Annotated in this window: 18 protein-coding genes; 6 read left to right on the forward strand and 12 right to left on the reverse strand. The window is 66.5% G+C overall.

Translation table 11 applies throughout. The annotated features are described in order from the left end of the window. Window positions 1–31 precede the first annotated feature (31 nt). From N7367_RS04705 to N7367_RS04730, 6 genes are all read left to right on the forward strand, one after another. Window positions 32–760 (forward strand): response regulator, encoded by a 729-nt coding sequence (locus N7367_RS04705; RefSeq protein ID WP_053518224.1) that lies wholly within the window; start codon window positions 32–34, stop codon window positions 758–760. 6 nt (window positions 761–766) lie between these two features. Continuing rightward, entirely contained in the window at window positions 767–2,176 is a 1,410-nt protein-coding gene (locus N7367_RS04710) for an ATP-binding protein (protein WP_053518188.1), read from the forward strand. 213 nt (window positions 2,177–2,389) lie between these two features. Continuing rightward, entirely contained in the window at window positions 2,390–4,108 is a 1,719-nt protein-coding gene (locus tag N7367_RS04715) for a PAAR domain-containing protein (RefSeq protein ID WP_279941834.1), read from the forward strand. Next, entirely contained in the window at window positions 4,105–4,878 is a 774-nt protein-coding gene (locus N7367_RS04720) for a PoNe immunity protein domain-containing protein (protein ID WP_279941835.1), read from the forward strand. The genes N7367_RS04715 and N7367_RS04720 overlap by 4 nt, the downstream gene beginning before the upstream one ends. Before the next feature lie 115 nt (window positions 4,879–4,993). Further along, window positions 4,994–5,761 (forward strand): PoNe immunity protein domain-containing protein, encoded by a 768-nt coding sequence (locus N7367_RS04725; RefSeq protein ID WP_279941836.1) that lies wholly within the window; start codon window positions 4,994–4,996, stop codon window positions 5,759–5,761. A 331-nt stretch (window positions 5,762–6,092) separates the two neighbouring features. Continuing rightward, a complete protein-coding gene (locus N7367_RS04730; protein WP_111185749.1) occupies window positions 6,093–9,119 on the forward strand; it encodes a ligand-binding sensor domain-containing diguanylate cyclase in 3,027 nt (1,008 codons plus the stop codon). Window positions 9,120–9,182: 63 nt separating this feature from the next. Here N7367_RS04730 and rnt read toward each other — a convergent pair whose 3' ends face one another. From rnt to N7367_RS04790, 12 genes are all read right to left on the reverse strand, one after another. After that, window positions 9,183–9,767: a ribonuclease T gene (gene rnt, locus N7367_RS04735; protein WP_053518226.1), complete on the reverse strand. Its 585-nt coding sequence runs from the start codon at window positions 9,765–9,767 to the stop codon at window positions 9,183–9,185. A gap of 140 nt (window positions 9,768–9,907) precedes the next feature. After that, the gene (locus N7367_RS04740) at window positions 9,908–10,438 is read right to left on the reverse strand and encodes a DoxX family protein (RefSeq protein WP_279941837.1); all 531 of its coding nucleotides are present in this window, start codon (window positions 10,436–10,438) and stop codon (window positions 9,908–9,910) included. 23 nt (window positions 10,439–10,461) lie between these two features. Next, window positions 10,462–11,217, reverse strand: a complete 756-nt coding sequence (locus N7367_RS04745) for a putative DNA-binding domain-containing protein (RefSeq protein WP_279941838.1) — start codon at window positions 11,215–11,217, stop codon at window positions 10,462–10,464. After that, window positions 11,210–12,088: a DUF692 domain-containing protein gene (locus N7367_RS04750; protein WP_253119040.1), complete on the reverse strand. Its 879-nt coding sequence runs from the start codon at window positions 12,086–12,088 to the stop codon at window positions 11,210–11,212. Before N7367_RS04750 ends, N7367_RS04745 begins: the two co-directional genes overlap by 8 nt. After that, a complete protein-coding gene (locus tag N7367_RS04755) occupies window positions 12,075–12,425 on the reverse strand; it encodes a hypothetical protein (protein WP_053518199.1) in 351 nt (116 codons plus the stop codon). The genes N7367_RS04750 and N7367_RS04755 overlap by 14 nt, the downstream gene beginning before the upstream one ends. A gap of 257 nt (window positions 12,426–12,682) precedes the next feature. Next, on the reverse strand, window positions 12,683–13,390 hold the full coding sequence (gene phoU / locus N7367_RS04760; protein WP_053518201.1) for a phosphate signaling complex protein PhoU: 708 nt from the start codon (window positions 13,388–13,390) through the stop codon (window positions 12,683–12,685). A gap of 67 nt (window positions 13,391–13,457) precedes the next feature. Next, window positions 13,458–14,288 carry a phosphate ABC transporter ATP-binding protein PstB gene (pstB, locus tag N7367_RS04765; protein WP_053518202.1) on the reverse strand — a complete coding sequence of 277 codons (831 nt, stop codon included), beginning with the start codon at window positions 14,286–14,288 and terminating at the stop codon, window positions 13,458–13,460. 19 nt (window positions 14,289–14,307) lie between these two features. Continuing rightward, window positions 14,308–15,171 carry a phosphate ABC transporter permease PstA gene (pstA, locus tag N7367_RS04770; protein WP_053518203.1) on the reverse strand — a complete coding sequence of 288 codons (864 nt, stop codon included), beginning with the start codon at window positions 15,169–15,171 and terminating at the stop codon, window positions 14,308–14,310. Beyond that, window positions 15,171–16,139, reverse strand: a complete 969-nt coding sequence (gene pstC, locus N7367_RS04775; protein ID WP_053518204.1) for a phosphate ABC transporter permease subunit PstC — start codon at window positions 16,137–16,139, stop codon at window positions 15,171–15,173. Before pstC ends, pstA begins: the two co-directional genes overlap by 1 nt. A gap of 82 nt (window positions 16,140–16,221) precedes the next feature. After that, window positions 16,222–17,310, reverse strand: a complete 1,089-nt coding sequence (pstS, locus tag N7367_RS04780; protein ID WP_053518206.1) for a phosphate ABC transporter substrate-binding protein PstS — start codon at window positions 17,308–17,310, stop codon at window positions 16,222–16,224. Window positions 17,311–17,629: 319 nt separating this feature from the next. Then, on the reverse strand, window positions 17,630–18,649 hold the full coding sequence (gene pstS / locus N7367_RS04785) for a phosphate ABC transporter substrate-binding protein PstS (protein WP_065174722.1): 1,020 nt from the start codon (window positions 18,647–18,649) through the stop codon (window positions 17,630–17,632). Between the two features lie 208 nt (window positions 18,650–18,857). Next, window positions 18,858–20,069, reverse strand: coding sequence for an OprO/OprP family phosphate-selective porin (locus N7367_RS04790; RefSeq protein WP_065174723.1), 1,212 nt, complete (start codon window positions 20,067–20,069; stop codon window positions 18,858–18,860). Window positions 20,070–20,198: the final 129 nt, after the last annotated feature.

Consider the following 20,198-nt stretch of genomic DNA (forward strand, 5'->3'; position numbering starts at 1 on the left):
GTTCAGCTCCCGACACGGGATGATCCGCGACATGGAGACTGAAAACCCGATGCATCGACTGCTGATCGTCGACGACGACAACGACATCCGCACCCTGCTGGCCGAGCAGCTCGGCCGCGCCGGCTACCAGGTCAGCACGGCGGCCGACGGCACCAGCATGCGCCAGCTGCTGGAGCGCGAACACGTGGACCTGATCGTGCTCGACCTCAACCTGCCGCGCGAGGATGGCCTGACCCTGTGCCGTGACCTGCGGGCACGCTCGAACACGCCGGTGATCATGCTGACCGCCCGCGCGGAACCGATCGATCGCGTGCTGGGCCTGGAAATGGGCGCCGATGACTATCTGGCCAAGCCGTTCGAGCCGCGCGAGCTGCTGGCGCGCATCCGCAACGTGCTGCGCCGTACCGAAGCCCTGCCGGCCAATCTGGAGCCACTGGCGGTGCGCCGTGCACGATTCTCGCGCTGGGTGTTCGATCTGGAGCACCGCCACCTGGTCGATCCGGACGGGCGCGTGGTGGTGCTGTCCGGCGCGGAGTTCCGCCTGCTGCGGGTGTTCATCGCACATGCCAACAAGGTCCTGTCGCGCGAGCAGCTGGTCGCGCTCAGCAGCGGCCGTAACTATGAGGCGCAGGATCGCGCGATCGACCTGCAGGTCAGCCGCCTGCGCAACAAGCTGGGTGACGATGGTGGTCCCGACGGGCTGATCAAGACCGTGCGCAACGAAGGCTATGTCCTCGCCTCGGCCGTCAACCTGGAATAAGCCGCGATGAATCGCCTGCGCCACTTTCTGTCCTCGATGGTCGGGCGGCTGTTCGTGATCCTGCTGCTGGGCATGTCGGTGGCGGCGATCGGCGCGACCATGCTGGCCACCTCCAAGCGGCAGCAGGAGTTCGAGCGGCAGAACCTCAACCGCATCGCCGATCGCCTGCAGGGCTACGTCAATCTGCTCGACGGCAATCCCGAGCTGCGCGAGCGCCTGCTGGAAGTGGGCGGGCCGAGCGTGCGCGCGCTGCAGTCCGGTGCGCGCGTGGGACGTGCCGATGCTGCGCTGATGGAAGTGCTGGAGGACCGCCCGGGCCCGGTCGCGCGGGCGCAGGTGCACTTCACTTCGTTCCGCTCCTGCATTCCCAGGCTGCAGGAACTGCTGCCACCGCCGCCGCCCGGCTACCGCAAGCATCCTCGCGAGCGCGATCCGGCGTTCATCCCGCCCAAATGCCGCGCGGTGGACGTCACCCTCAACGACGGTACGTTGCTGAAGCTGGCACTGGATTCCCCGGCGGTGGCCCACAACGGCATCCTGGCCGTGGACCCGCTGTTCCTGACCCTGCTTGTGCTGGCCATCGCGGTACTGGCCTACATCGTGGCCCGCATGGCCAGCGCACCGCTGCAGGAGCTGGCCGCCGCCGCCGAGGATCTTGGCGACGACCTGCAGCGCGATCCGCTGCCGCTGCGCGGCCCGCGTGAAGTACAGCGCGCCGCCGAGGCCTTCAATGCCATGCAACACCGCCTGCAGCGACACCTGGCCGAGCGTACGCAGATGCTGGCGGCGATCACCCACGATCTGCAGACACCGCTGACCCGCCTGCGCCTGCGGCTGGAGAACGTGACCGATGAGGCGCTGCGCGAGCGCCTGATCGGCGATCTGGCTGCGATGCAGGCACTGGTCCGCGAGGGCCTGGAGCTGGCCCGAAGTGCCGAGAGCGCCGAGCAGCGCGCTGCACTGGACCTGGATTCGCTGCTGGAGAGCATCGTCGAGGACACCGCAGAAGGTGGGGCCGATGTCGTCTTCGAGGGCAGGAGCGATGCGGTGCTGATGCTGCGGCCACTGGCGATGCACCGCCTGTTCTCGAACCTGGTGGACAACGCGGTGATGTACGGCCAGCGCGTGCGGGTGCGCATCGAGCGGGGCGGCGGCAGCATCACCGTGGTGGTGGCCGATGATGGCCCCGGCCTGGCCGACGACCAGCTGGAAGCCGTGTTCGACCCGTTCGTGCGGGTGGAGACCTCGCGTTCGCGCGAAACCGGTGGGGCCGGGCTGGGCCTGACCATTGCGCGCGCGCTGGCCGAGAAGGACGGCGCGCGGCTGTGGCTGCGCAACCGTGCCGAGGGCGGACTGGAAGCCGTGGTGCAATGGCCAGCCAGTGCACAGGTGGTGGCGCCGGGCCGGGCAGGCTGAGCAGACGCGGTGGGGGCTGCGTTCCGGCAGGCCCCACGCAAAACTGACGCGATAGCCCCGCCTGCAGCACGACAGGGCGAATGCGTCACCCACGGTAATTGCCTGCGCTGCAATGCTTTGCACAGGCAGTCAGGGCAATTGCGTCAGCGTTGATTTGCCTGCGCTGAGCGTGGCCCTTCACCTGAAGCCATCGAAGTTCCTTGCGGATGGCAGATGGCACGGATGTGGATCGTGGTGGGCGACGCCACCACGGGCGGCGGGCGGGTGCTGACCGGATCGTCGAATACGGATATCGAAGGCAAGGCCGTCGCCTGCGTGGGCGACAAGGCAACGTGCCCGAAGCATGGCGGCGCGTTCGAGATCGTCACCGGTGACCCGACGCTGATCCTCGATGGCAAGCCGATCGCGCGCGAAGGCGATTCGCTGGCCTGTGGCTGCAGGTTGCTCGGAGGTGCTCAGTCGCTGGTGTATGTGGTTGACGGCGGAGGCGGTGGCGGTGCGTCGGTCTCCGCGGCGCCTGCCGCGCCGGCAGCAGTGAACCTGTGGAACGCCACGCCGCCGCCCAGCGGTTTCGTTGCCCGCGATGCGGTCGCTACGCGCGAGGTCGTGCTGCATTGCCACTACGGCGACCTGGACTGCACGCCCGCGCGCGGTGTCAGTTACCGGGCGACCCTGTCCGATGGCCGCGTGCTCAGCGGCCATCTCGATGACGAAGGTCGTGCACGCCTGCCGCAGGTAAGCGTGGGGCCGGTGCAGGTGATCTACCAGCACGAGGCCGACAGCACCGACTCGGCCGAGATCGAGGCCTGCCGCCAACGCCTTCGCGCGGCCCTGCAGCGCATCGTGCAGCAGACCCGGCAGGATTTTGCTGCGGACTGGCGGCAATGGAACAGTGCCAGCGCTGCGCATCAGGCCTTCCTGATGGAACTGAACCGCATCGAAGGCCAAGCCAGAGGCGCATGGGACTGGGCCAGCGGCAGCGTGGAAGCGGTGTGGCAACTGGCGGTGCTGCGCTTCAAGGCCGATGCGGAACTGCGCGAACTGAGCGGACTGCTGCTGACGGGCGACTGGGACGGGCTGGATGCACGCATCGCGGGGCATCGTGCAGCAGGCGAGCAGGTGCTGGACAAGGCCAGTGCGATCAAGGAGCAGCTGATCCTGCTGTTCGACGACGGCCCGACCTGGCAGCTGTTGGCGGCGTTCCCCGCGGACTGGGCGAAGGCGGTGCCGCCAGACGAGCTGCAGGAGCTGACCCAGCGCTACGGCAGCCAGTTTGCGCTCGATGTCGTGATCAGCGTGCTGCTGGGCGCGTTCAGCGCAGGCACGGCCGGAACCGCCTATGGCGGCGCAACCTGGGCGGCCCGGATCGGGCGGTTGGGGAAGCGTCTGGCAGCGCTGCTGGACGAGCTGGGCGAGGCGTTCACGGCACTGGCGCGGGCATTGCGCTCGCGCAAGCGTCGGCACACGGGAAGCCGGGCGCCGGATGCCGATGGGGTGGTGGAAACCCGGCTGCCGCGCACGCGCGCCGCAGGTGCCGCGTTCGGTGAGGCGAGGGCGCATCAGGCGATGCTGGACAAGGGCCTGACGCCAGTGGGAAAGACCGATGGCGTGTATCGTCCGGGAGAGAATGGCATCGATGGGGTCTACAGCCACCCGGATCCGCCGCCCGACTATGTGATCACCGAAGCGAAGTACAACACGGGCCGGTTGGGTGGACCGTACAGGGACGGTACGCGGCAGATGGATGATGAGTGGGTGAGGAAGCGATTGGACAACAAGGTGGGAGGCCGGAAGGCTGACTCGATCAGAGAAGCGATGAGGCAAGGACGTGTAGAGAAGGTTCTTGTCAGGTCAGCGGAAGATGGAATATTAGTGATGAAAAAAATCGGCGACACTGGTTCTTTGATCGGCCCGTGGGGCGATGGCGCATGAGTGCGCAGCGTGACACCCGGATGCTGGAGCCGTACTTCACGGATTGGATTGATTATGACTCCGTGGAGGTGGCGCGTATTGATCATTCAATCGCGACTCGAGCCTATCCTCCCAAGGGATGTGTTCTCGGCGCGTCGGATGTGTCCGGTCGCATCCTTCGTCGGTTGGTCATGCGATTCTCAAGGGGCGACGCTATTGTTTTGCTTCATGATGAGCTGAACCAGCTGCTTGTTTCGCGTGCGCAGCTTCTGCATCAGTGTGATCAATTGCCTTTGGAGGACCAGAACTATCGTGCACAGTTCGAGGATCTTCGTGAAGATCACTACGTCGATCACCTCTGGTGGCTGGCGATCGCGGTCAGCGCCGGTATGGGTTCGACCTACCTTGCGAAGGCCCTAACGCTGATTGGGAATGCGGGAAAGGATCGACTCCTTGACGAAATCGCGATACTGCTGGTTGAAGACGGAAGAGTTCCGGGGAGGCAGGTGCTGTATCGCCAGTACCTCCCGCTCATGGAAGCAATCGCCTCACCCTCGGACCGGCCCGGGCTCGTAAAGAAATTCCTGGACGGCTGGTATGCAGGCAGCCGCAACGTGTACTGGCACGGGAATCACCGTGACGACGACAGCGGCTACATGGGCTACTGGGCCTTCGAGGCCGCGCTGGTCGTGATGCTGTTCGACATCGACGATGCGAGCTTCCGCGACCACGAGTACTACCCGGCCGATCTGGTGGCTTATTACAGGCGTCGTGCTGGCGCAGGAATCTGATGGTCAGGCGGCTCAGATGTTTGCACCGCGTGCGGGGACGAATCGAGCGCGGCGGCGATGTGATCAGCCTGCGGACGCGTTGTCGGTCCAGCATCAATCTAATCGGTGGCTTACGATGTTGCGGGATACCAAGAAGTCATATGACTACTTCTCGGAAAAAATAGCTTTTCAGTCGCGATCCATTCTTGACTTCGTGTCTGGTATTCGAGCAGGGCGCTATCCTCCTGAGGGGGCGCTCAAGTGCTCAGGCAGCATTTTTACCAAGCAGCTTCAAGTGATGGTGATGCGTTACTCGAGGGGTGATGACATCGGTGGCCTGTCTGCGGATCTGGACGAGGTTCTCGCCGCTAGAGTCAGGATCAGGCGATGCGCAGACGGACTTCCTTTGGAGGGCCAAGCAACCCGATCTCTGTGGGAGGATCTGCGACTGGATAGATACGTCCAGTACCTTTGGTGGTTGGCATTCACGGTTGCAGTTGGAGCTTCGCGCGACTATCTGCATGAAATGTGGGTATTGATAGGCAATACGGGGAAGGACAAGCTTCTCGACAGCGTTGCCGTTGCGTCGGGCGGAGCAAAAAGGTCCATCCCCGATCAATTACTGTATCGGCACTACCTCCCGCTCATGGAAGCAATCGCCTCACCCTCGGACCGGCCCGGTCTCGTAAAGAAATTCCTGGACGGCTGGTATGCAGGCTGCCGCAACGTGTACTGGCACGGCAACCACCGTGACGTCGACAGCGGCTACATGGGCTACTGGGCCTTCGAGGCCGCGCTGGTCGTAATGCTGTTCGACATCGACGATGCGGGCTTCCGCGACCACGAGTACTACCCGGCGGATCTGGTGGCCCATTACAGGCGTCGTGCTGGCGACAGGACGTAGCTGTCCCTCCGCAGAGGCGCCAGGCGAGGGGTCTTCTGGTCCTGCCTGTGGTCACCGCCTGGGCTCGGGAAGGTGTGCCGGACCACGCCCTTCCGCCAGAAATCCGTACCGCCTGCACGGGTGAGCCAGAAAGCCCGCCGTTGCTGCCCGGGGGAGGGGGGGCACGGCTGGGCAGGCGCGGCGGGCTGGCGTTTGCCCTATCATTCGCGCATCTCCCCAGACGCCCCCCGATGAGCCAGCCTGTTCCCGTCGGCACGCCGCCCCGCGCTGCCTGGGCATTTCCACCTGCCGCCCCGCCTGGCCGCAGTACCCGGCCGCCACTGCTGCGGTGATGGGCGGGCAGGGGGACGACGGGCGCTGGGTGGAGCGTCACGCGTGGGACTGGAGGGCGGTGCTGCGACACAGCCTTCTGTGGTTGCTGCTGGCTGCTGCATTGCCGTTGCATGCACAGAGCGGTGCACCGCCGCTGCGCGACTACGCCATCGATGTGTGGACCTCGCGCAACGGCCTGCCGCACAACTCGCTGCGCGACATCGCGCAGACGCCGGAAGGCCATCTCTGGTTTGCCACCTGGGAAGGCCTGGTGCGCTACAACGGCCTGGATTTCACCGTGTACGACCGCAGCACGCGGCCCGGGCTGCGCGACAACGGCATCGGCGCGTTGTTCGTCGACCGTCAGGGCGGGCTGTGGATCAGCGACTCGCGCGGCAATGTCAGCCGACGTGGCAGTGATGGCCAGTGGCGTGTGTGGGAGCACCAGCCGGATACCCCGCAGGTACTGATCCAGTCGATGCAGATGGACAGCCAGGGGCGCCTGTGGCTGCTCTACGAAGGCAAGGGCCTGGGTTATCTCGCGCCGGACAAAGGCCTTGTCTATCAGGCGCCGGCTGCCGATCTGCCGATGGCGATGAGCTTCACCAAACTGGTGGTGGATGCGCAGGATCGGGTCTGGGTCGGCACGCTCGATGGCCTGGTACTGCGTGACAACGATGGCGTGCTGAAGCGCGCGCCCGCCGCCTGGGGGCTGGGCGCGGGCAGTGGCCTGTCCTGGCCGTACCGGGCGCCGGACGGTGCGCTGTGGATCGTGGCGGGCGAGCGCCTGTACCGGGTCGAGGATGACCGGCTGGTGCTGGTGCACCGGCTGCCGGGCCAGCTGCACCTGACCTCGATGCTGCAGGACCGCCACGGTGATCTCTGGCTGGGCACCGAGAACCAGGGGCTGCTGCGGATTTCCTCGCATGGACTGGAGCGGCTGCCTGCGGGCCTGAGCCTGCCGGGCGGGCGCGTGGTGAGCCTGCGCGAGGATGACGAGGGCAGCATCTGGGTGGGGGCCAATGGCGGCCTGTACCGCCTGCGCGAGACCCTGTTCAGCAGCTACACCGAGCGCGATGGGCTCAGCGGCGATTACGTGCGCACCGTGCTGGAAGATCGTGACCGCCAGCTGTGGGTGGGCAGTGCCAGTGGCCTGGATCGACAGAATGCCGATGGCCGTTTCCAGGCCATGCCGCTGCACAACCGCGGTGGCAAGGCGCCGTCGGTGCTGAGCCTGGCGCAGGGGCCGGACGGCGATCTCTGGGTGGGAACCTTCGGTGACGGCGTCTACCGCCTGTCCCGGGACGGCCGCCTGCGCCACAACTACGCCGCCGACGATGGCATGCCGGGTGGCAACATCCGCGCGATCAGCGTGGATTCGAGCGGGGCGGTCTGGGCCGGAACGCAGAAGGGAGTGGTGCGCATCGACGGCGACCGGGTGCAGGTGTCGCCGGTGGCGGGCATGCCGACCGGGCTGATCACAGCGCTGGAACACGATCACCAGGGCAACCTGTGGATCGGCACGATCGAGGGCATCCGCGTGCTGCGCGGCAACCGTGTGCAGGCGATCGATCTGGCGCCGCTGGGGGGCGGACGCAGTGTGTTCGGCTTTCACCAGCTCGGTGACGCGATGTGGATCAGCAGTGATCGTGGCCTGTACCGCTGGCAGGGCGGGCGGCTGGCCCGCGTCGGCCTGGAGCAGGGCATGCCGGTCGACGCGGTGTTCCAGCTGGTGCCCGACCGGCTGGGCAACGTATGGATCAGCAGCAACCGTGGCGTGCTGCGCACCGACATGGCGACTCTCAATGCCGTGGCCGACGGCCGCGCGCCGCGTGTGAGCGTGGAGCGCTACAACGAAATCGACGGCATGGCCAATGCACAGGCCAACGGCAGCTCCGGCCCCTCGGCGATCCTGCGCCAGGATGGCACCTTCTGGGTGGTCACCGCGGGGGGCCTGAGTACGGTCGATCCGCAGCGCCTGCAGCGCTTCCGCGAACGGCGGGCACCGCCAGCGGCGATCGAGAACGTGCAGGTGGACGGCGCGCCGGTGCACTGGGAGGGCGCCGAACGCAATCTGATTCCCGGTGGTCGTCGCCTCGCGGTGAGCTATGTCGGCCTGAGCTACCTGATGTCGGACCGGATCCGCTACCGCACGCGCCTGGATGGACTGGACAGCGGCTGGGTCGAGCGCGGTCCACAGCGCAGCGTGGAGTTCGTTGGCCTGCCACCGGGCGATTACACGCTGCACGTGGCCGCCGCGCACCCGAGTGGCGCCTGGGGCCAGCAGGAAGCCGTATGGAGCTTCAGCGTGGAGCCGTTCTGGTGGCAACGGCGCAGCGTGCAGGCGCTGGGCGGCATCCTGCTGCTGGCCGGGCTGGTGGCGCTGTACCGCTTCCTGCTGCAGCAGCTGAAGGCCAGCAACCTGCGTCTGGCTCGCCGCGTGGACGAGGCCACCTTCGACCTGCAGGCCCAGACCGTCCATCTGCAGGCGGTGAACCAGGAGAAGACCGAGCTGGCCGAACGCCTCGCACGGCAGGCCGAAGCGTTCGAGCGCCAGGCGCGGGAGGATGCGCTGACCGGATTGGCCAACCGCCGCGGCTTTGATGAAACCCTGGCGCGTGACTTCGCACGATCGCAGCGCAGCGGCCACCCGCTATGCCTGGTGGTGCTGGATATCGATCACTTCAAGGCTGTCAACGATCGCTACAGCCACAGTACCGGTGATGCGGTACTGGTCGAGGTGGCGCGGGTGATCGCCACGGCCTGTCGTGACTCGGACCTGCCTGCGCGCACGGGCGGCGAAGAATTCGCGCTGCTGCTCAACGACACCCGGCTGGAGGAAGCCGCGCAGCTGTGCGCGCGGTTGCGGGGGCTGTTCCATGACCACCCGGACTGGGCGGGCGTGGATGGGCTGAGGGTGACCTTCAGTGCGGGACTGGTCGAACTGGAGGCCGAAGACCGCACCCCGGCCCTGCTGTACCAGCGCGCCGACCGCGCGCTCTACCGTGCCAAGAGCGACGGGCGGGATCGCACGAGCATCGGTTGACGCGCAGGCGGTGCCGGCCCACGGTCGGCACCCACGCCTGCGCGGCGAGAGGGGCGCTGACGGTTACCGCGGCCAGGCGTTGGCGATCGTGCAGAACAGCCGTGCCGTCTGCTCGGTGTCGTACACCGCGCTATGCGCTTCGTTGGCATCCCAGCCCAGTCCCGCCGCATTGGCAGCACGTGCCAGCACCGTCTGCCCGTATGCGATGCCGGCCAGCGTCACCGTGTCGAATACGCTGAAGGGGTGGAACGGATTGCGCTTGTGCCCGGTACGGGCGACGGCGGCATTGACGAAACCGAGGTCGAAATGCGCGTTGTGGCCGACCAGGATTGCGCGCTGACAGCCGTACTTCTTCATTGCGGCGCGAACCGGGGTGAAGATATGGTCCAGCGCGGCGCGCTCTTCCTTGGCCAGCCGGAACGGGTGATCCAGGATGATGCCGGTGACTTCCAGCGACTTCGGATCGATTTCCAGCCCTTCGGCCGGCACGACATGCGCGCTGGCGGTCTGCCCGGGGAAGAGCAGGCCGTTCTCGTCCATCTCGATCGGCACCGCCGCGATCTCCAGCAGCGCGTTGCGCTGGGCGTCGAAGCCGCCGGTCTCCACGTCCACCACCACCGGCAGGAAGCCACGGAAGCGTTGTGACATCGCACGCTGCGCCTGCGGTACTGCGGAAACGGGGGCGACGTCAGGTGCGGGGGTGGGGTCGGTCATGCGTGGATTCTAGCAGAGCGTTCCTGAGCGCCCGGTGCGCGCAGCCGGATGGGGCGTTGCGGGCGGCGCGCCAATCAGCGGCATCGCGGACCGGCTCCCGCCCAGGTGCCCCCGCCAGCGCCATGCCGGGCCAGCAGTGCATCGACGCTCAGCCTGCCGGCGCCAGCGAACAGCAACGGCAGCAGCATCGCCATGAACAGCACGGGCAGTTTGAAGTTGCCGAAGCCTTGGTCGCTGATTGCATACCCCATGGCGAGGTCGCCCAGCGAGTGCCATTCCATCGGCCAGTGCACCGCATGGGTCGCCACCACGGTCAGCACCAGCAGGCTGGCAGCGGCAAAGCGGGTGCCGAAACCGACGAGCAGGCAGGCGGAACCCAGCAGTTCGAACCAGGTGGCCAGTTGCCAGTTCAGCGCGGCCGGCAAGTGGTCGAATGGAAACGGAAAGGCCTGCTGCAGGTCGGCAAACCAGTTCTGGCCGTGCAGTTTCTCGAGGCCGGATTCGAAGTACTCCCAGGCCAGCAGTACGCGCAGGCCCAGCGGGGCCAACCAGGGGGCGAGACGGTCCAGCTGGCCACGCGCGGTGGCCAGGATCGGGTAGTTCATCGAGAATCTCCGGGAGTGGGGCGTCAGGGCGGCGGCGTGATCGGGCCGATCACGCCGGCTTGCAGGAACTGTTGCAGCAGGGCGGCACCGGCCTCGTCCAACGCGTGCTCGTCCAGCCCGTGTGCCAGTGCCAGCTGCCGCAGGTAGGTGTTGCCATCGGCGCCGGGCTGCTCGCCGATGCGGGCCAGCAGATGCACCGCCAGTGGGCTGAGGCTGGCGAAACGCACCTCACCGTCAGCATCGCGCCGGACCAGCAGGCCGGTCGGCTCGGCCGGAGCCGTGCGCGGCGCATCGTCCGCGCCAAGCCGGTGGACCGGCCATTGATACAGCAAGGGCCAGGCCAGCGGCGAACGCTGCAGGGCGACCACCCGCGGATCGATCGCGCCGGCCACCGGCAGCGGCTCGGCCTGCAGCTGGTACAACGCCGTTTCCACCCACTCGTAGTGGGCCAGCTCGGCCAGCGCCGGATGCGGAAGCTGCGGCTGTGCCTGCAGCCACTGCACGAACTCGGCAGCCAGTTCGGTGAACAGCGGACTGCGGCAGCGATGCGTCGCGAAGTAGCTGCGCACCAGGGCACTCCAGCCCGGTTCACCGAGCAGGCGCACGCAGACCGGGAACCCGTTGCTCAACAGACCCAGCAGGTTGTTGAACAGCAGGCGCTGGTACACCGCTACGCGTCGCGGCTCCATGCCGGCCGGCGCGGCCACGGTGTCCGGGTCGCGCAGATGGGCGGTGAACGCGTGCTGCTGCGCACGCAGCCGTTCCGGCGCTTCAGCCATGCGTGCTGCCTCCGGCTGGGTCGGCCTGCAGGCGGCGGATGGTCTGCAGCTCGCTCTGGAGCTCGGCGTATGGGGGGAAGTTGAAGTCGCGTTCGAGCAGGGTGGGGCGGGGGCCGATGCGCGCATAGGTACGTGCCAGCAGCTCCCAGACCGGATCGATCACGGCGCTGCCATGGGTGTCGATCTTCAGGTCCGGCGCTTCATCCAGGTGCCCGGCCACGTGCAGGCAGACGATGCGCTGTGCCGGCAGGCCGGCGATGAACGTGTCGGCGTCGTAGCCATGGTTGCAGGCGTTGACGTAGACGTTGTTGACGTCCAGCAGCAGGTCGCAGTCCGCTTCGGCAAGCACCGCGTTGGTGAAGGACAGTTCGTCCATGGACGGTTCCGGTGCCAGGTAGTAGGACACGTTCTCCACCGCGATGCGCCGGCCGAGCAGGTCCTGCACACGGGCAATGCGCGTGGCGGTATGGCGCACGGCTTCATCGGTGAACGGAATCGGCAGCAGGTCGTACAGATGGCCGTCGTCGCTGCAGTAGCTCAGGTGCTCGCTGTAGAGCGGCACGCGGTACTCGTCCAGGAAACGGCCAACCTGTGCCAGCAGCTGCGTGTCCAGCGGTGCACTGCCGCCCAGCGACAGCGACAGGCCGTGGCAGCTCAGCGGATGCCGCGCCGCCAGTTCGGCCAGTGCATCGCCTGCCGGGCCGCCTACGTGGATCCAGTTTTCCGGCGCACATTCGAGGAAGTCGAAGTCGCCGGCCGGCGCCTCGCGCAGCGCCTGCAGCAGCGCGCGGCGCAGGCCCAACCCGGCGGCCGCCGCGGGAAGCGGCGACCGCCGGTGGACAGCGCTGGCGCGGACGTCAGTGCTTGCCACCGCACTTGCCTTCGCCGCACTTGCCTTCGGCCGCCTTCTTGTCGCCGGTGCTCTTGGCCTTTGCATCGGTGCCGGCGGCGGCCTTGCCCTTGTCGCCACCACACTTGCCTTCGGCGCTCTTGCCATCGGCGCCGCACTTGCCTTCGGCATGCTTGGCGGCGTCGCCGGTACGCGCGTCGGCAGCCTTGGCATCGGTGGCCTTGGCGGCCTGGCCGGCCACCAGATAGCCCTGCGCCAGATCGCTCATGCTCAGAGCCGAAGCGCTGGCCGTCATGCCCAGGCCGGCGACAAGGGCGGTAGCGGTCAGCAGGGACAGGGTCTTGTTGGTACTGCTCATCGGTTGTGCTCCTGGGTGGTGTGGGCAGGTGCCCGGGTGGCCGGCAGAGGTGCCGGTGGAAGCGATCGTGCGCCGATCCTACTCAACGAATCCTCGCAGAGAACTCAAATTTTCGTGAGATTTTCCGCGCAGTCAGGGGGCGGGGCCTTGCCAGGCAGGCGCGGCGCCTTTGGAAATGCTGGAAGGCCCAAAAAGAAAGGCCGCTGTCGCGCGGACAGCGGCCACTCTGGAGTCGACTCCGGTGTTGCAGTGCAGCGTCAGGGCTGACCAGTGCTGGAGGTTTCGTCGCGCTTCTCGCGCGGCGGCAGCGGCTGCTCTCCATGCACGAGGAACCAGACGTTCTCGGCGATGTTGGTGGCGTGGTCGCCCACGCGTTCCAGATTCTTGGCCATGAACAGCAGGTGGGTGCACGGCGTGATGTTGCGCGGATCTTCCATCATGTAGGTCAGCAGTTCGCGGAACAGCGCGGTGTACTGCGCATCCAGGCGCGCGTCATCCTCGCGCAGGGCCAGCGCCGCCTCGGCATCATTGTCGCGGTAGGCCGCGATGGCGCGGCGCACCTGCTGTGCGGCCAGCCGGCCCAGGGCGCGCAGGCCCTGGATCTGCGGCAGCGGCGGCACCTTGCCCAGTGCGATCGAACGCTTGGCAACGTTGGCCGCGTAGTCGCCGATCCGCTCGATGTCGGCGGGGATGCGCAGGCCCGCAAGGATTTCGCGCAGGTCGCGCGCCATCGGGCCGCGCAGCGCAAGGCGCATCACGTCGTGGCTGATCTGCTGCTCCAGTGCATCGATCGCCTCATCGTTGGCGATGATGCGATGGGCGGCGTTCTCATCGCGCTTCTCGATCACGTCCATCGATGCTTCGAGCTGGGCGACGGCCATCTCGCCCATGCGCACGATTTCGGCCACCAGGCGCTGCTGCTCTTCGTCGTAGCTCTTGACGATGTGGTCGTTGGGAAGATTCATGGTTGTTCCGTCATGTAGAGCCGGGCCATGCCCGGCTGGCGTTGTCTGTAAAGAAGCCGCGGTCCGGTCAGCCGAAGCGACCGGTGATGTAGTCCTCGGTCTGCTGCTTGGACGGCTGCGAGAAGATCACTTCGGTGCGGTCATGTTCGATCAGGTCGCCCAGGTACATGAAGGCGGTGTAGTCCGATACGCGGGCAGCCTGCTGCATGTTGTGGGTGACGATGACGATGGTGTAATCGTTCTTGAGCTCTTCCACCAGCTGCTCGATGCGGCTGGTGGAGATCGGGTCCAGTGCCGAAGTCGGTTCGTCCAGCAGCAGCACGTCGGGGCGCAGGGCGACGGCGCGGGCGATGCACAGGCGCTGCTGCTGGCCACCGGAAAGACCCAGCGCGCTCTGGTTGAGCTTGTCCTTCACCTCGTCCCACAGCGCGCCCTGACGCAGTGCCTGCTCGACGCGGTCGCTCATCTCACCCTTGGACAGCTTCTCGTGGTGGCGGATGCCGTAGGCCACGTTCTCGAAGATCGTCATCGGGAACGGCACCGGCTTCTGGAACACCATGCCTACTTTGCTGCGCAGCCGGTTCATCGGGAACTTCGGCGACAGGATGTTCTCGCCGTCCAGCAGCACTTCGCCGCGTGCTTCCAGCTTCGGGTACAGCGCGTAGATGCGGTTGAAGATGCGCAGCAGGGTCGACTTGCCGCAACCGGAGGGGCCGATCAGCGCGGTGACGCGCTTTTCCGGGATCTCCAGGTTGATGCCCTTGAGGGCGTGGAACTTGTCGTAGTAGAAGTCCAGGCCACGCGCAGCGAGCTTGACCGGAGCCGGGGTATGCAGGTTCTCGTGCGAGGCCGGCACGGCGATGCGCTGCATCGGCACGGCATTGGAAAGATCGTTCATGGTGGTTTCCACGGAAAGGTCAGTCATGGGAGATGCGGTTGCGCAGCAGGAGGCCGCGGGCGGCGAGGCTGACCAGCAACACGAAGACGGTCAGCACCAGGGCACCGGCCCAGGCCAGCACCTGCCAGGATTCGTACGGGCTGCCGGCGAACTGGTTCATCACCACCGGCACCGAGGCCATCGGCTGGAACACGTTGCTGTTCCAGTACTGGTTGCCGAAGGCAGTGAACAGCAGCGGTGCGGTCTCACCGGAGATGCGGGCCAGCGCCAGCAGGATGCCGGTGATGATGCCGGCCGAGGCGCTGCGGTAGAGCACCTGCACGATCACCTTCCATTGCGGGATGCCCAGCGACAGCGCCGCTTCGCGCATCTGCGAGGGCACCAGGCGCAGCATTTCGTCGGTGGTACGCACCACCACCGGCAGCACGATGAAGGCCAGCGACAGCGCACCGGCGAAGGCGGAGAACTGGCCGCCGGTCTGCATCACGTACAGGGTGTAGACGAACAGGCCCAGCACGATCGACGGGGCCGACAGCAGGATGTCGTTGACGAAGCGGACCACGGTGCCGGCCTTGCGGGCATTGCCGTACTCGGCCAGCCAGGTGCCGGCCAGGACACCCAGCGGGGTGCCGATGCCGATCGCCAGCGCACACATCACCGCGCTGCCGAAGAAGGCGTTGGCCAGGCCGCCTTCCTGCATCGGCGGCGGTGTCATCTTGGTGAACAGGTCCAGGTTGATGCCGGCCAGGCCCTTCGCGGCCAAGGTGAACAGGATCCAGCCCAGGAAGAACAGACCGAACAGCGCGGTGGCGCAGGACAGCGCGATGGCGACGACATTGCCGATGCGGCGGCGCAGGTACAGCGAGTCAGCGGTGGTGGACATCAGTTGCCCTCCTTGCGGGCCAGGCGCATCAGCATCAGGCGGGCGATGGCGAGCACCACGAAGGTGACGATGAACAGGACGAAGCCAAGCAGCAGCAGCGCCGAGCGGTAGGTTTCAGTGGCCTCGCCGAAGTCGTTGGCGATCAGGGCGGCGATGGTGGTGCCCGGCTCCAGCAGCGACGGCGACAGGCGCACGCTGTTGCCGATCACGAAGGCCACGGCCATGGTCTCGCCCAGTGCGCGGCCAAGGCCGAGGAAGACGCCGCCGATCACCGCCGAACGGGTGTAGGGCAGCACGATGTCCCAGCTCACTTCCCACTTGGTCGACCCCAGCGCATAGGCCGATTCCTTCAGGCGGGTCGGTACGGTCAGGAACACCTCGCGCATGACCGAAGAGATGAACGGGATGACCATGATGGCCAGCACGAAGCCGGCGGTCAGCATGCCGATGCCCAGCGGTGGGCCCTGGAAGATCGGGCCGATGACCGGCCATTCGCCCAGCGTTTCGTTGAGGAACGGGGTGACGTACTCGGTCATCACCGGTACCAGCACGAACAGGCCCCACATGCCGTAGATGATGGAGGGAATGCCTGCCAGCAGTTCGATGGCGGTGCCGACCGGCCCCCGCAGCCAGCGTGGCGCCACTTCGGTCAGGAAGAAGGCGATGCCGAAGCTGACCGGCACGGCGATGACCATCGCGATCAGCGCGGTGACCAGGGTGCCGTAGATCGGAGCAAGCGCACCGAACTTGTTTTCGACCGGATTCCAGTCGGAAGAGAAGAAGAAGCTCAGGCCCTGCATCTGCAGGGCATGGCGGCCGCCCCACAGCATCGACAGAGCCGCGCAGGCCAGGGCGATCAGGACGAAGATGACGGTGCCGACCAGCACCCATCGGAACAGTTTGTCGTTGCGGGCATCACGCGCGTCACGCGTGGACGGGGCGGCTACAGGCTGGGCGATGGCATTCATGGGGACGGCAGGGCCAGGAAGGGGCGGGGCGGCACGGCGTGGAAGACACGGTGCCCGCACGCGGCGGGCACCGTCGGATCCATCACTTCAGTTCGGTCGCCCAGTAGGCCTCGATCTGCGTGACCAGTTCGGCCGGCAGCGGCACATAGTGCAGCTCGTTGGCCTGGGCCTGGCCGTTCTCGAAGGCCCACTTGAAGAAGGCCAGGGTGTCCTGGTTGCGCTTGGCATCCTTCGGCTGCTTCTGCATCAGCATGAAGTTGGTGGCGGTGATCGGCCACGCCTGCTCACCCGGAGCATTGGTGATGACCAGATTGAAGTCCTTGGCGCTGGCCCAGTCGGCGCTGGCGGCCGCAGCGGCGAAGGTCTCCGCGCTCGGCTGCACCCAGGTGCCGGCGGCATTCTGCAGCGAGGTGTACGGCATGGCGTTCTGCAGCGCGTAGGCCAGTTCGACGTAGCCGATCGAGCCCTTGATCTGCTTGACGTACGAGGCGACGCCTTCGTTGCCCTTGCCGCCCACACCGTCCGGCCACTGCACCGAAGTGCCTTCGCCGACCTTGCTCTTCCACTCCGGGCTGACCTTGGACAGGTAGTTGGAGAAGTTGAAGGTGGTGCCCGAGCCGTCCGAACGGTGGACGATGGTGATCTTGCCGTCCGGCAGGGTCACGCCAGGGTTGGCAGCGACGATCGCCGGGTCGTTCCAGGTCTTGACCTTGCCGAGGAAGATGTCGGCCAGCAGGGCGCCGCTCAGGCGCAGCTTGCCGGCTTCCAGGCCTTCGATGTTGACGACCGGCACCACGCCGCCGATGGCCGACGGGAACTGGGCCAGACCGGCCTGCGCCAGCTCCTCGCTGCTCAGCGGCTTGTCGGACGAGCCGAAGTCGACCGTGCCGGCCTTGATCTGGGCGATGCCGCCGCCGGAGCCGATGGACTGGTAGTTGATCTTGGCGCCGGTGCTGGCGTTGTAGTCGGCCGACCACTTCGACACCAGCGGGAAGATGAAGGACGCGCCGGCGCCGGAGACTTCGGCGGTCACCTTCGCACCGGCGGCAGCCGGGGCAGCGGCACCGTCGGCGGCCGGCTGCTGCGCGGCCTGCTTGTCGCCACCGCAGGCCGACAGGCCCAGGGCGATGGCCAGGGAAAGGGCGGCGAGGCCGGCCGAGTGCAGTTTCATGGTCACTCCATAGCGGGGAAGAGCCGACGGCGTCGGCGGATGCGGCTATGAAATGATGTTTTTGTTACAGCCGTATGACGTCCATGACAGAGGTGTCCTGGATCACGTTCCGACAAGGGTTTCACAGGGTCGTCGCCCACTGCGGACATCCCCGGAGACCGCCGCGGCCGCCCGATCTGCGCACCGGCAGGGTTGCCGGTCCGGTGGAAGGCCGGACCCCACAAACGAGAAGAGCGCGAGATCCCGAGGATCTCGCGCCCGGTGGGGCCGGCGGGGGAGAGAGGACCCGCCGGCCCCGCTCCTGCGGGGGAGGTCTTGCTCAGTACTTCAGGTTCTGGGTCCAGTAGGTCTCGATCTGGCGGACCAGGGTGTCCGGCAGCGGCACGTAATCAAGCTGCTTGGCCTGCTGGTCGCCGTTCCTGTAGATCCAGCGGAAGAACTCCTGCGTGGCCTTGGCACCGGCGACGTTCTTCGGCTGCTTGCGGACCAGGATGAAGTTGGTGGCGGTGATCGGCCACGCATCGGCACCCGGGGCATTGGTCATCACCAGGTAGAAGTCACGGGCATTGGCCCAGTCGGCGCTGGCGGCGGCGGCCGAGAACGAGGCGTCCGACGGCTGCACGATCTTGCCCGCGGCGTTCTTCATTGCCGCGTACGACATCTTGTTCTGCAGCGCATAGGACAGCTCGACGTAGCCGATGCCACCCTTGATCTGCTTGACGTAGGCGGCCACGCCTTCGTTGCCCTTGCCACCGATGCCCGCCGGCCACTGCACCGAGGTGCCTTCACCGACCTTGCTCTTCCACTCCGGGCTGACCTTGGACAGGTAGTTGACGAAGTTGAAGGTGGTGCCCGAACCGTCGGAGCGGTGCACGATGGTGATCTTGCCGCTGGGCAGGGTCAGGCCCGGGTTCAGTGCAGTGATGGCCGGATCGTTCCAGGTGGTGATCTTGCCCAGGAAGATGTTGGCCAGGGTCGGGCCATCGAGCTTCAGCGCACCCGGTGCGACGCCGGCGACGTTGATCACCGGCACCACGCCGCCGATCACCGACGGGAACTGGGCCAGGCCGGCGGCAGCCAGTTCTTCCGGCTTCAGCGGTGCGTCGGAGGAACCAAAATCGACGGTCGCTGCCTTGATCTGGGCAATGCCGCCGCCGGAACCGATCGACTGGTAGTTGACCTTCTTGCCGGTGGCGGTGCTGTAGTCCGCCGACCACTTGGACATCACGGGGTAGATGAAGGAGGCGCCCGCGCCGGTGACATCGGCAGCATTGGCGGCGAACACGGACGACGCGGCCAGGATGGCGACAGCGGCGCGCGACTTGAAGGCGTGGATCACGGGAGAGACTCCTGGGGTGGTCGAAGGGCGGTTGCCCAACGTATCGGTGCACATTCCATAACGATTCCGTGACACGGAAAGGTCTGTCATATGACGCCGGTGTGACATCGGATGAGGGGATCGCGCTGCGGTACAGGCGCTACCGCACGTGGCAAGGGCACGACCGCAGTCGTGCCCTTGCCGGTGCATGGTGCGATGACGCGGGCTCTTACCAGAAGAACTGCGCGCGGGCTTCCAGGATGTTCGGATCGTCATTGACGAAGCCGCGGGCGCTGGAGCTGTACTTCTTGCTGTCGACCTTCACGTAGTTCAGCATCAGCTTGAAGTTCGAGCGCCAGTACCAGTTGGCGCCGACGGTCCACACATCCATCTTGCCGCCGAGCACGCCATCGACGATCGGCGGGCGACCGGCGACCGGGTTCGCGGCCAGGTTGCCGTCGTTGAGGTCCATGTGGTCGTAGCGCACGCCCAGCTGCCACTGGCCGCTGGCCGGGTTGTTCGGCAGGCCGGTGCCGGGCGTGCCACCCTTGTAGCTCCAGGTCTCGCCGGTGACATTCCACAGGCCGCTGATGTAGTAGCCGTCGCTGGTGTAGTTGTCGTGGTCGTAGCGCTTGGCCTTGCTGGTGTAGTACTCGGCCTGGGCCTTGAACGGGCCCTGGAAGTACATGGCTTCGGCGCCGACGGTGCTGATTCGGTCGGTGTCGGTCAGGTTGCCGCTGTCGATCAGGCGGGCGGTGGCCAGGTCGGCGTTCGGACGTGCGCGCACGCGCAGGGTGTCGGCGTCGGCGTCGTAGTCCACGTAGCTCAGGCCGAAGTGCAGGACCTGGCCCTTCTCGTTGATCGGAGCCCAGGTGCCACGCGCGCCATAGCCGCTGCCATGGGCCAGGTTGCGGGTCAGCTCGCGGCCGAAGGCGCTGGCGGTGACCGACCAGTTGTCCTGGCCGTAGCTGTAGGCGCCACCCAGGCGGCGGGCGATCGCGTAGGTATTGGTGACCGCGGCCTTGGAGATGAAGTCGTTGTTCTTGGTGCTGGACAGCTCTTCCAGGCTGTTGGGCTGCTTGAACTGGCCGACCTGGATGAAATGGTTGGCATTGCCCAGCAGCTTGTACTTCACGTTGGTGTCGAGGAACTTGTCCGCCTTGGCGTCGTAGCCGAGCACCCACTCCACGTTGCCCGGGCCCTTGCCCTTGAGCACCAGCTCGGCGCGGCGCAGCTCGAACTCGCTGTCCTTGCCGTTGCCGGCATCGCCACCATTGAGGTCCACGACGTCGTTGTGGAACCAGTTGCCGTCGGCCTGGACCAGGCCTTCGAAGGTGATTTCCGAACCGCCGATCACGTCGATGGCGACTTCAGCGTGGGCAGCCGGCACATAGAGCGCAGCGGCCACGGCCACCGTCAGGAGTTGGTGATGCAGTTTCATGGAGAGGAGCCTTGCAGGCAGGTGGGAAGATGCGCGCAGGCTAGAAGGTAAAGATTGCGTAAATGTGACAGTTTCCGCGCGCAGTCTGTCCGCCGCGACCCTTGCCACGACTGGGCCCGGCATTGATGC

Origin of the sequence: Stenotrophomonas sp. GD04145 (assembly GCF_029835135.1) — a bacterium.
Classification (GTDB): domain Bacteria; phylum Pseudomonadota; class Gammaproteobacteria; order Xanthomonadales; family Xanthomonadaceae; genus Stenotrophomonas; species Stenotrophomonas maltophilia_P.

What these genes read in the sequence shown, in the direction of transcription:
- N7367_RS04740 (WP_279941837.1), bottom strand. Translation starts at nt 10,438, where the DNA reads ATGAACTACCCGATCCTGGCCACCGCGCGTGGCCAGCTGGACCGTCTC.
- pstC (WP_053518204.1), bottom strand. Translation starts at nt 16,139, where the DNA reads ATGAATGCCATCGCCCAGCCTGTAGCCGCCCCGTCCACGCGTGACGCG.
- N7367_RS04745 (WP_279941838.1), bottom strand. Translation starts at nt 11,217, where the DNA reads ATGGCTGAAGCGCCGGAACGGCTGCGTGCGCAGCAGCACGCGTTCACC.
- N7367_RS04715 (WP_279941834.1), top strand. Translation starts at nt 2,390, where the DNA reads ATGGCACGGATGTGGATCGTGGTGGGCGACGCCACCACGGGCGGCGGG.
- pstB (WP_053518202.1), bottom strand. Translation starts at nt 14,288, where the DNA reads ATGAACGATCTTTCCAATGCCGTGCCGATGCAGCGCATCGCCGTGCCG.
- N7367_RS04720 (WP_279941835.1), top strand. Translation starts at nt 4,105, where the DNA reads ATGAGTGCGCAGCGTGACACCCGGATGCTGGAGCCGTACTTCACGGAT.
- N7367_RS04755 (WP_053518199.1), bottom strand. Translation starts at nt 12,425, where the DNA reads ATGAGCAGTACCAACAAGACCCTGTCCCTGCTGACCGCTACCGCCCTT.
- N7367_RS04730 (WP_111185749.1), top strand. Translation starts at nt 6,093, where the DNA reads ATGGGCGGGCAGGGGGACGACGGGCGCTGGGTGGAGCGTCACGCGTGG.
- N7367_RS04705 (WP_053518224.1), top strand. Translation starts at nt 32, where the DNA reads ATGGAGACTGAAAACCCGATGCATCGACTGCTGATCGTCGACGACGAC.
- N7367_RS04790 (WP_065174723.1), bottom strand. Translation starts at nt 20,069, where the DNA reads ATGAAACTGCATCACCAACTCCTGACGGTGGCCGTGGCCGCTGCGCTC.
- N7367_RS04710 (WP_053518188.1), top strand. Translation starts at nt 767, where the DNA reads ATGAATCGCCTGCGCCACTTTCTGTCCTCGATGGTCGGGCGGCTGTTC.
- phoU (WP_053518201.1), bottom strand. Translation starts at nt 13,390, where the DNA reads ATGAATCTTCCCAACGACCACATCGTCAAGAGCTACGACGAAGAGCAG.
- N7367_RS04725 (WP_279941836.1), top strand. Translation starts at nt 4,994, where the DNA reads ATGTTGCGGGATACCAAGAAGTCATATGACTACTTCTCGGAAAAAATA.
- rnt (WP_053518226.1), bottom strand. Translation starts at nt 9,767, where the DNA reads ATGTCACAACGCTTCCGTGGCTTCCTGCCGGTGGTGGTGGACGTGGAG.
- pstS (WP_053518206.1), bottom strand. Translation starts at nt 17,310, where the DNA reads ATGAAACTGCACTCGGCCGGCCTCGCCGCCCTTTCCCTGGCCATCGCC.
- pstA (WP_053518203.1), bottom strand. Translation starts at nt 15,171, where the DNA reads ATGTCCACCACCGCTGACTCGCTGTACCTGCGCCGCCGCATCGGCAAT.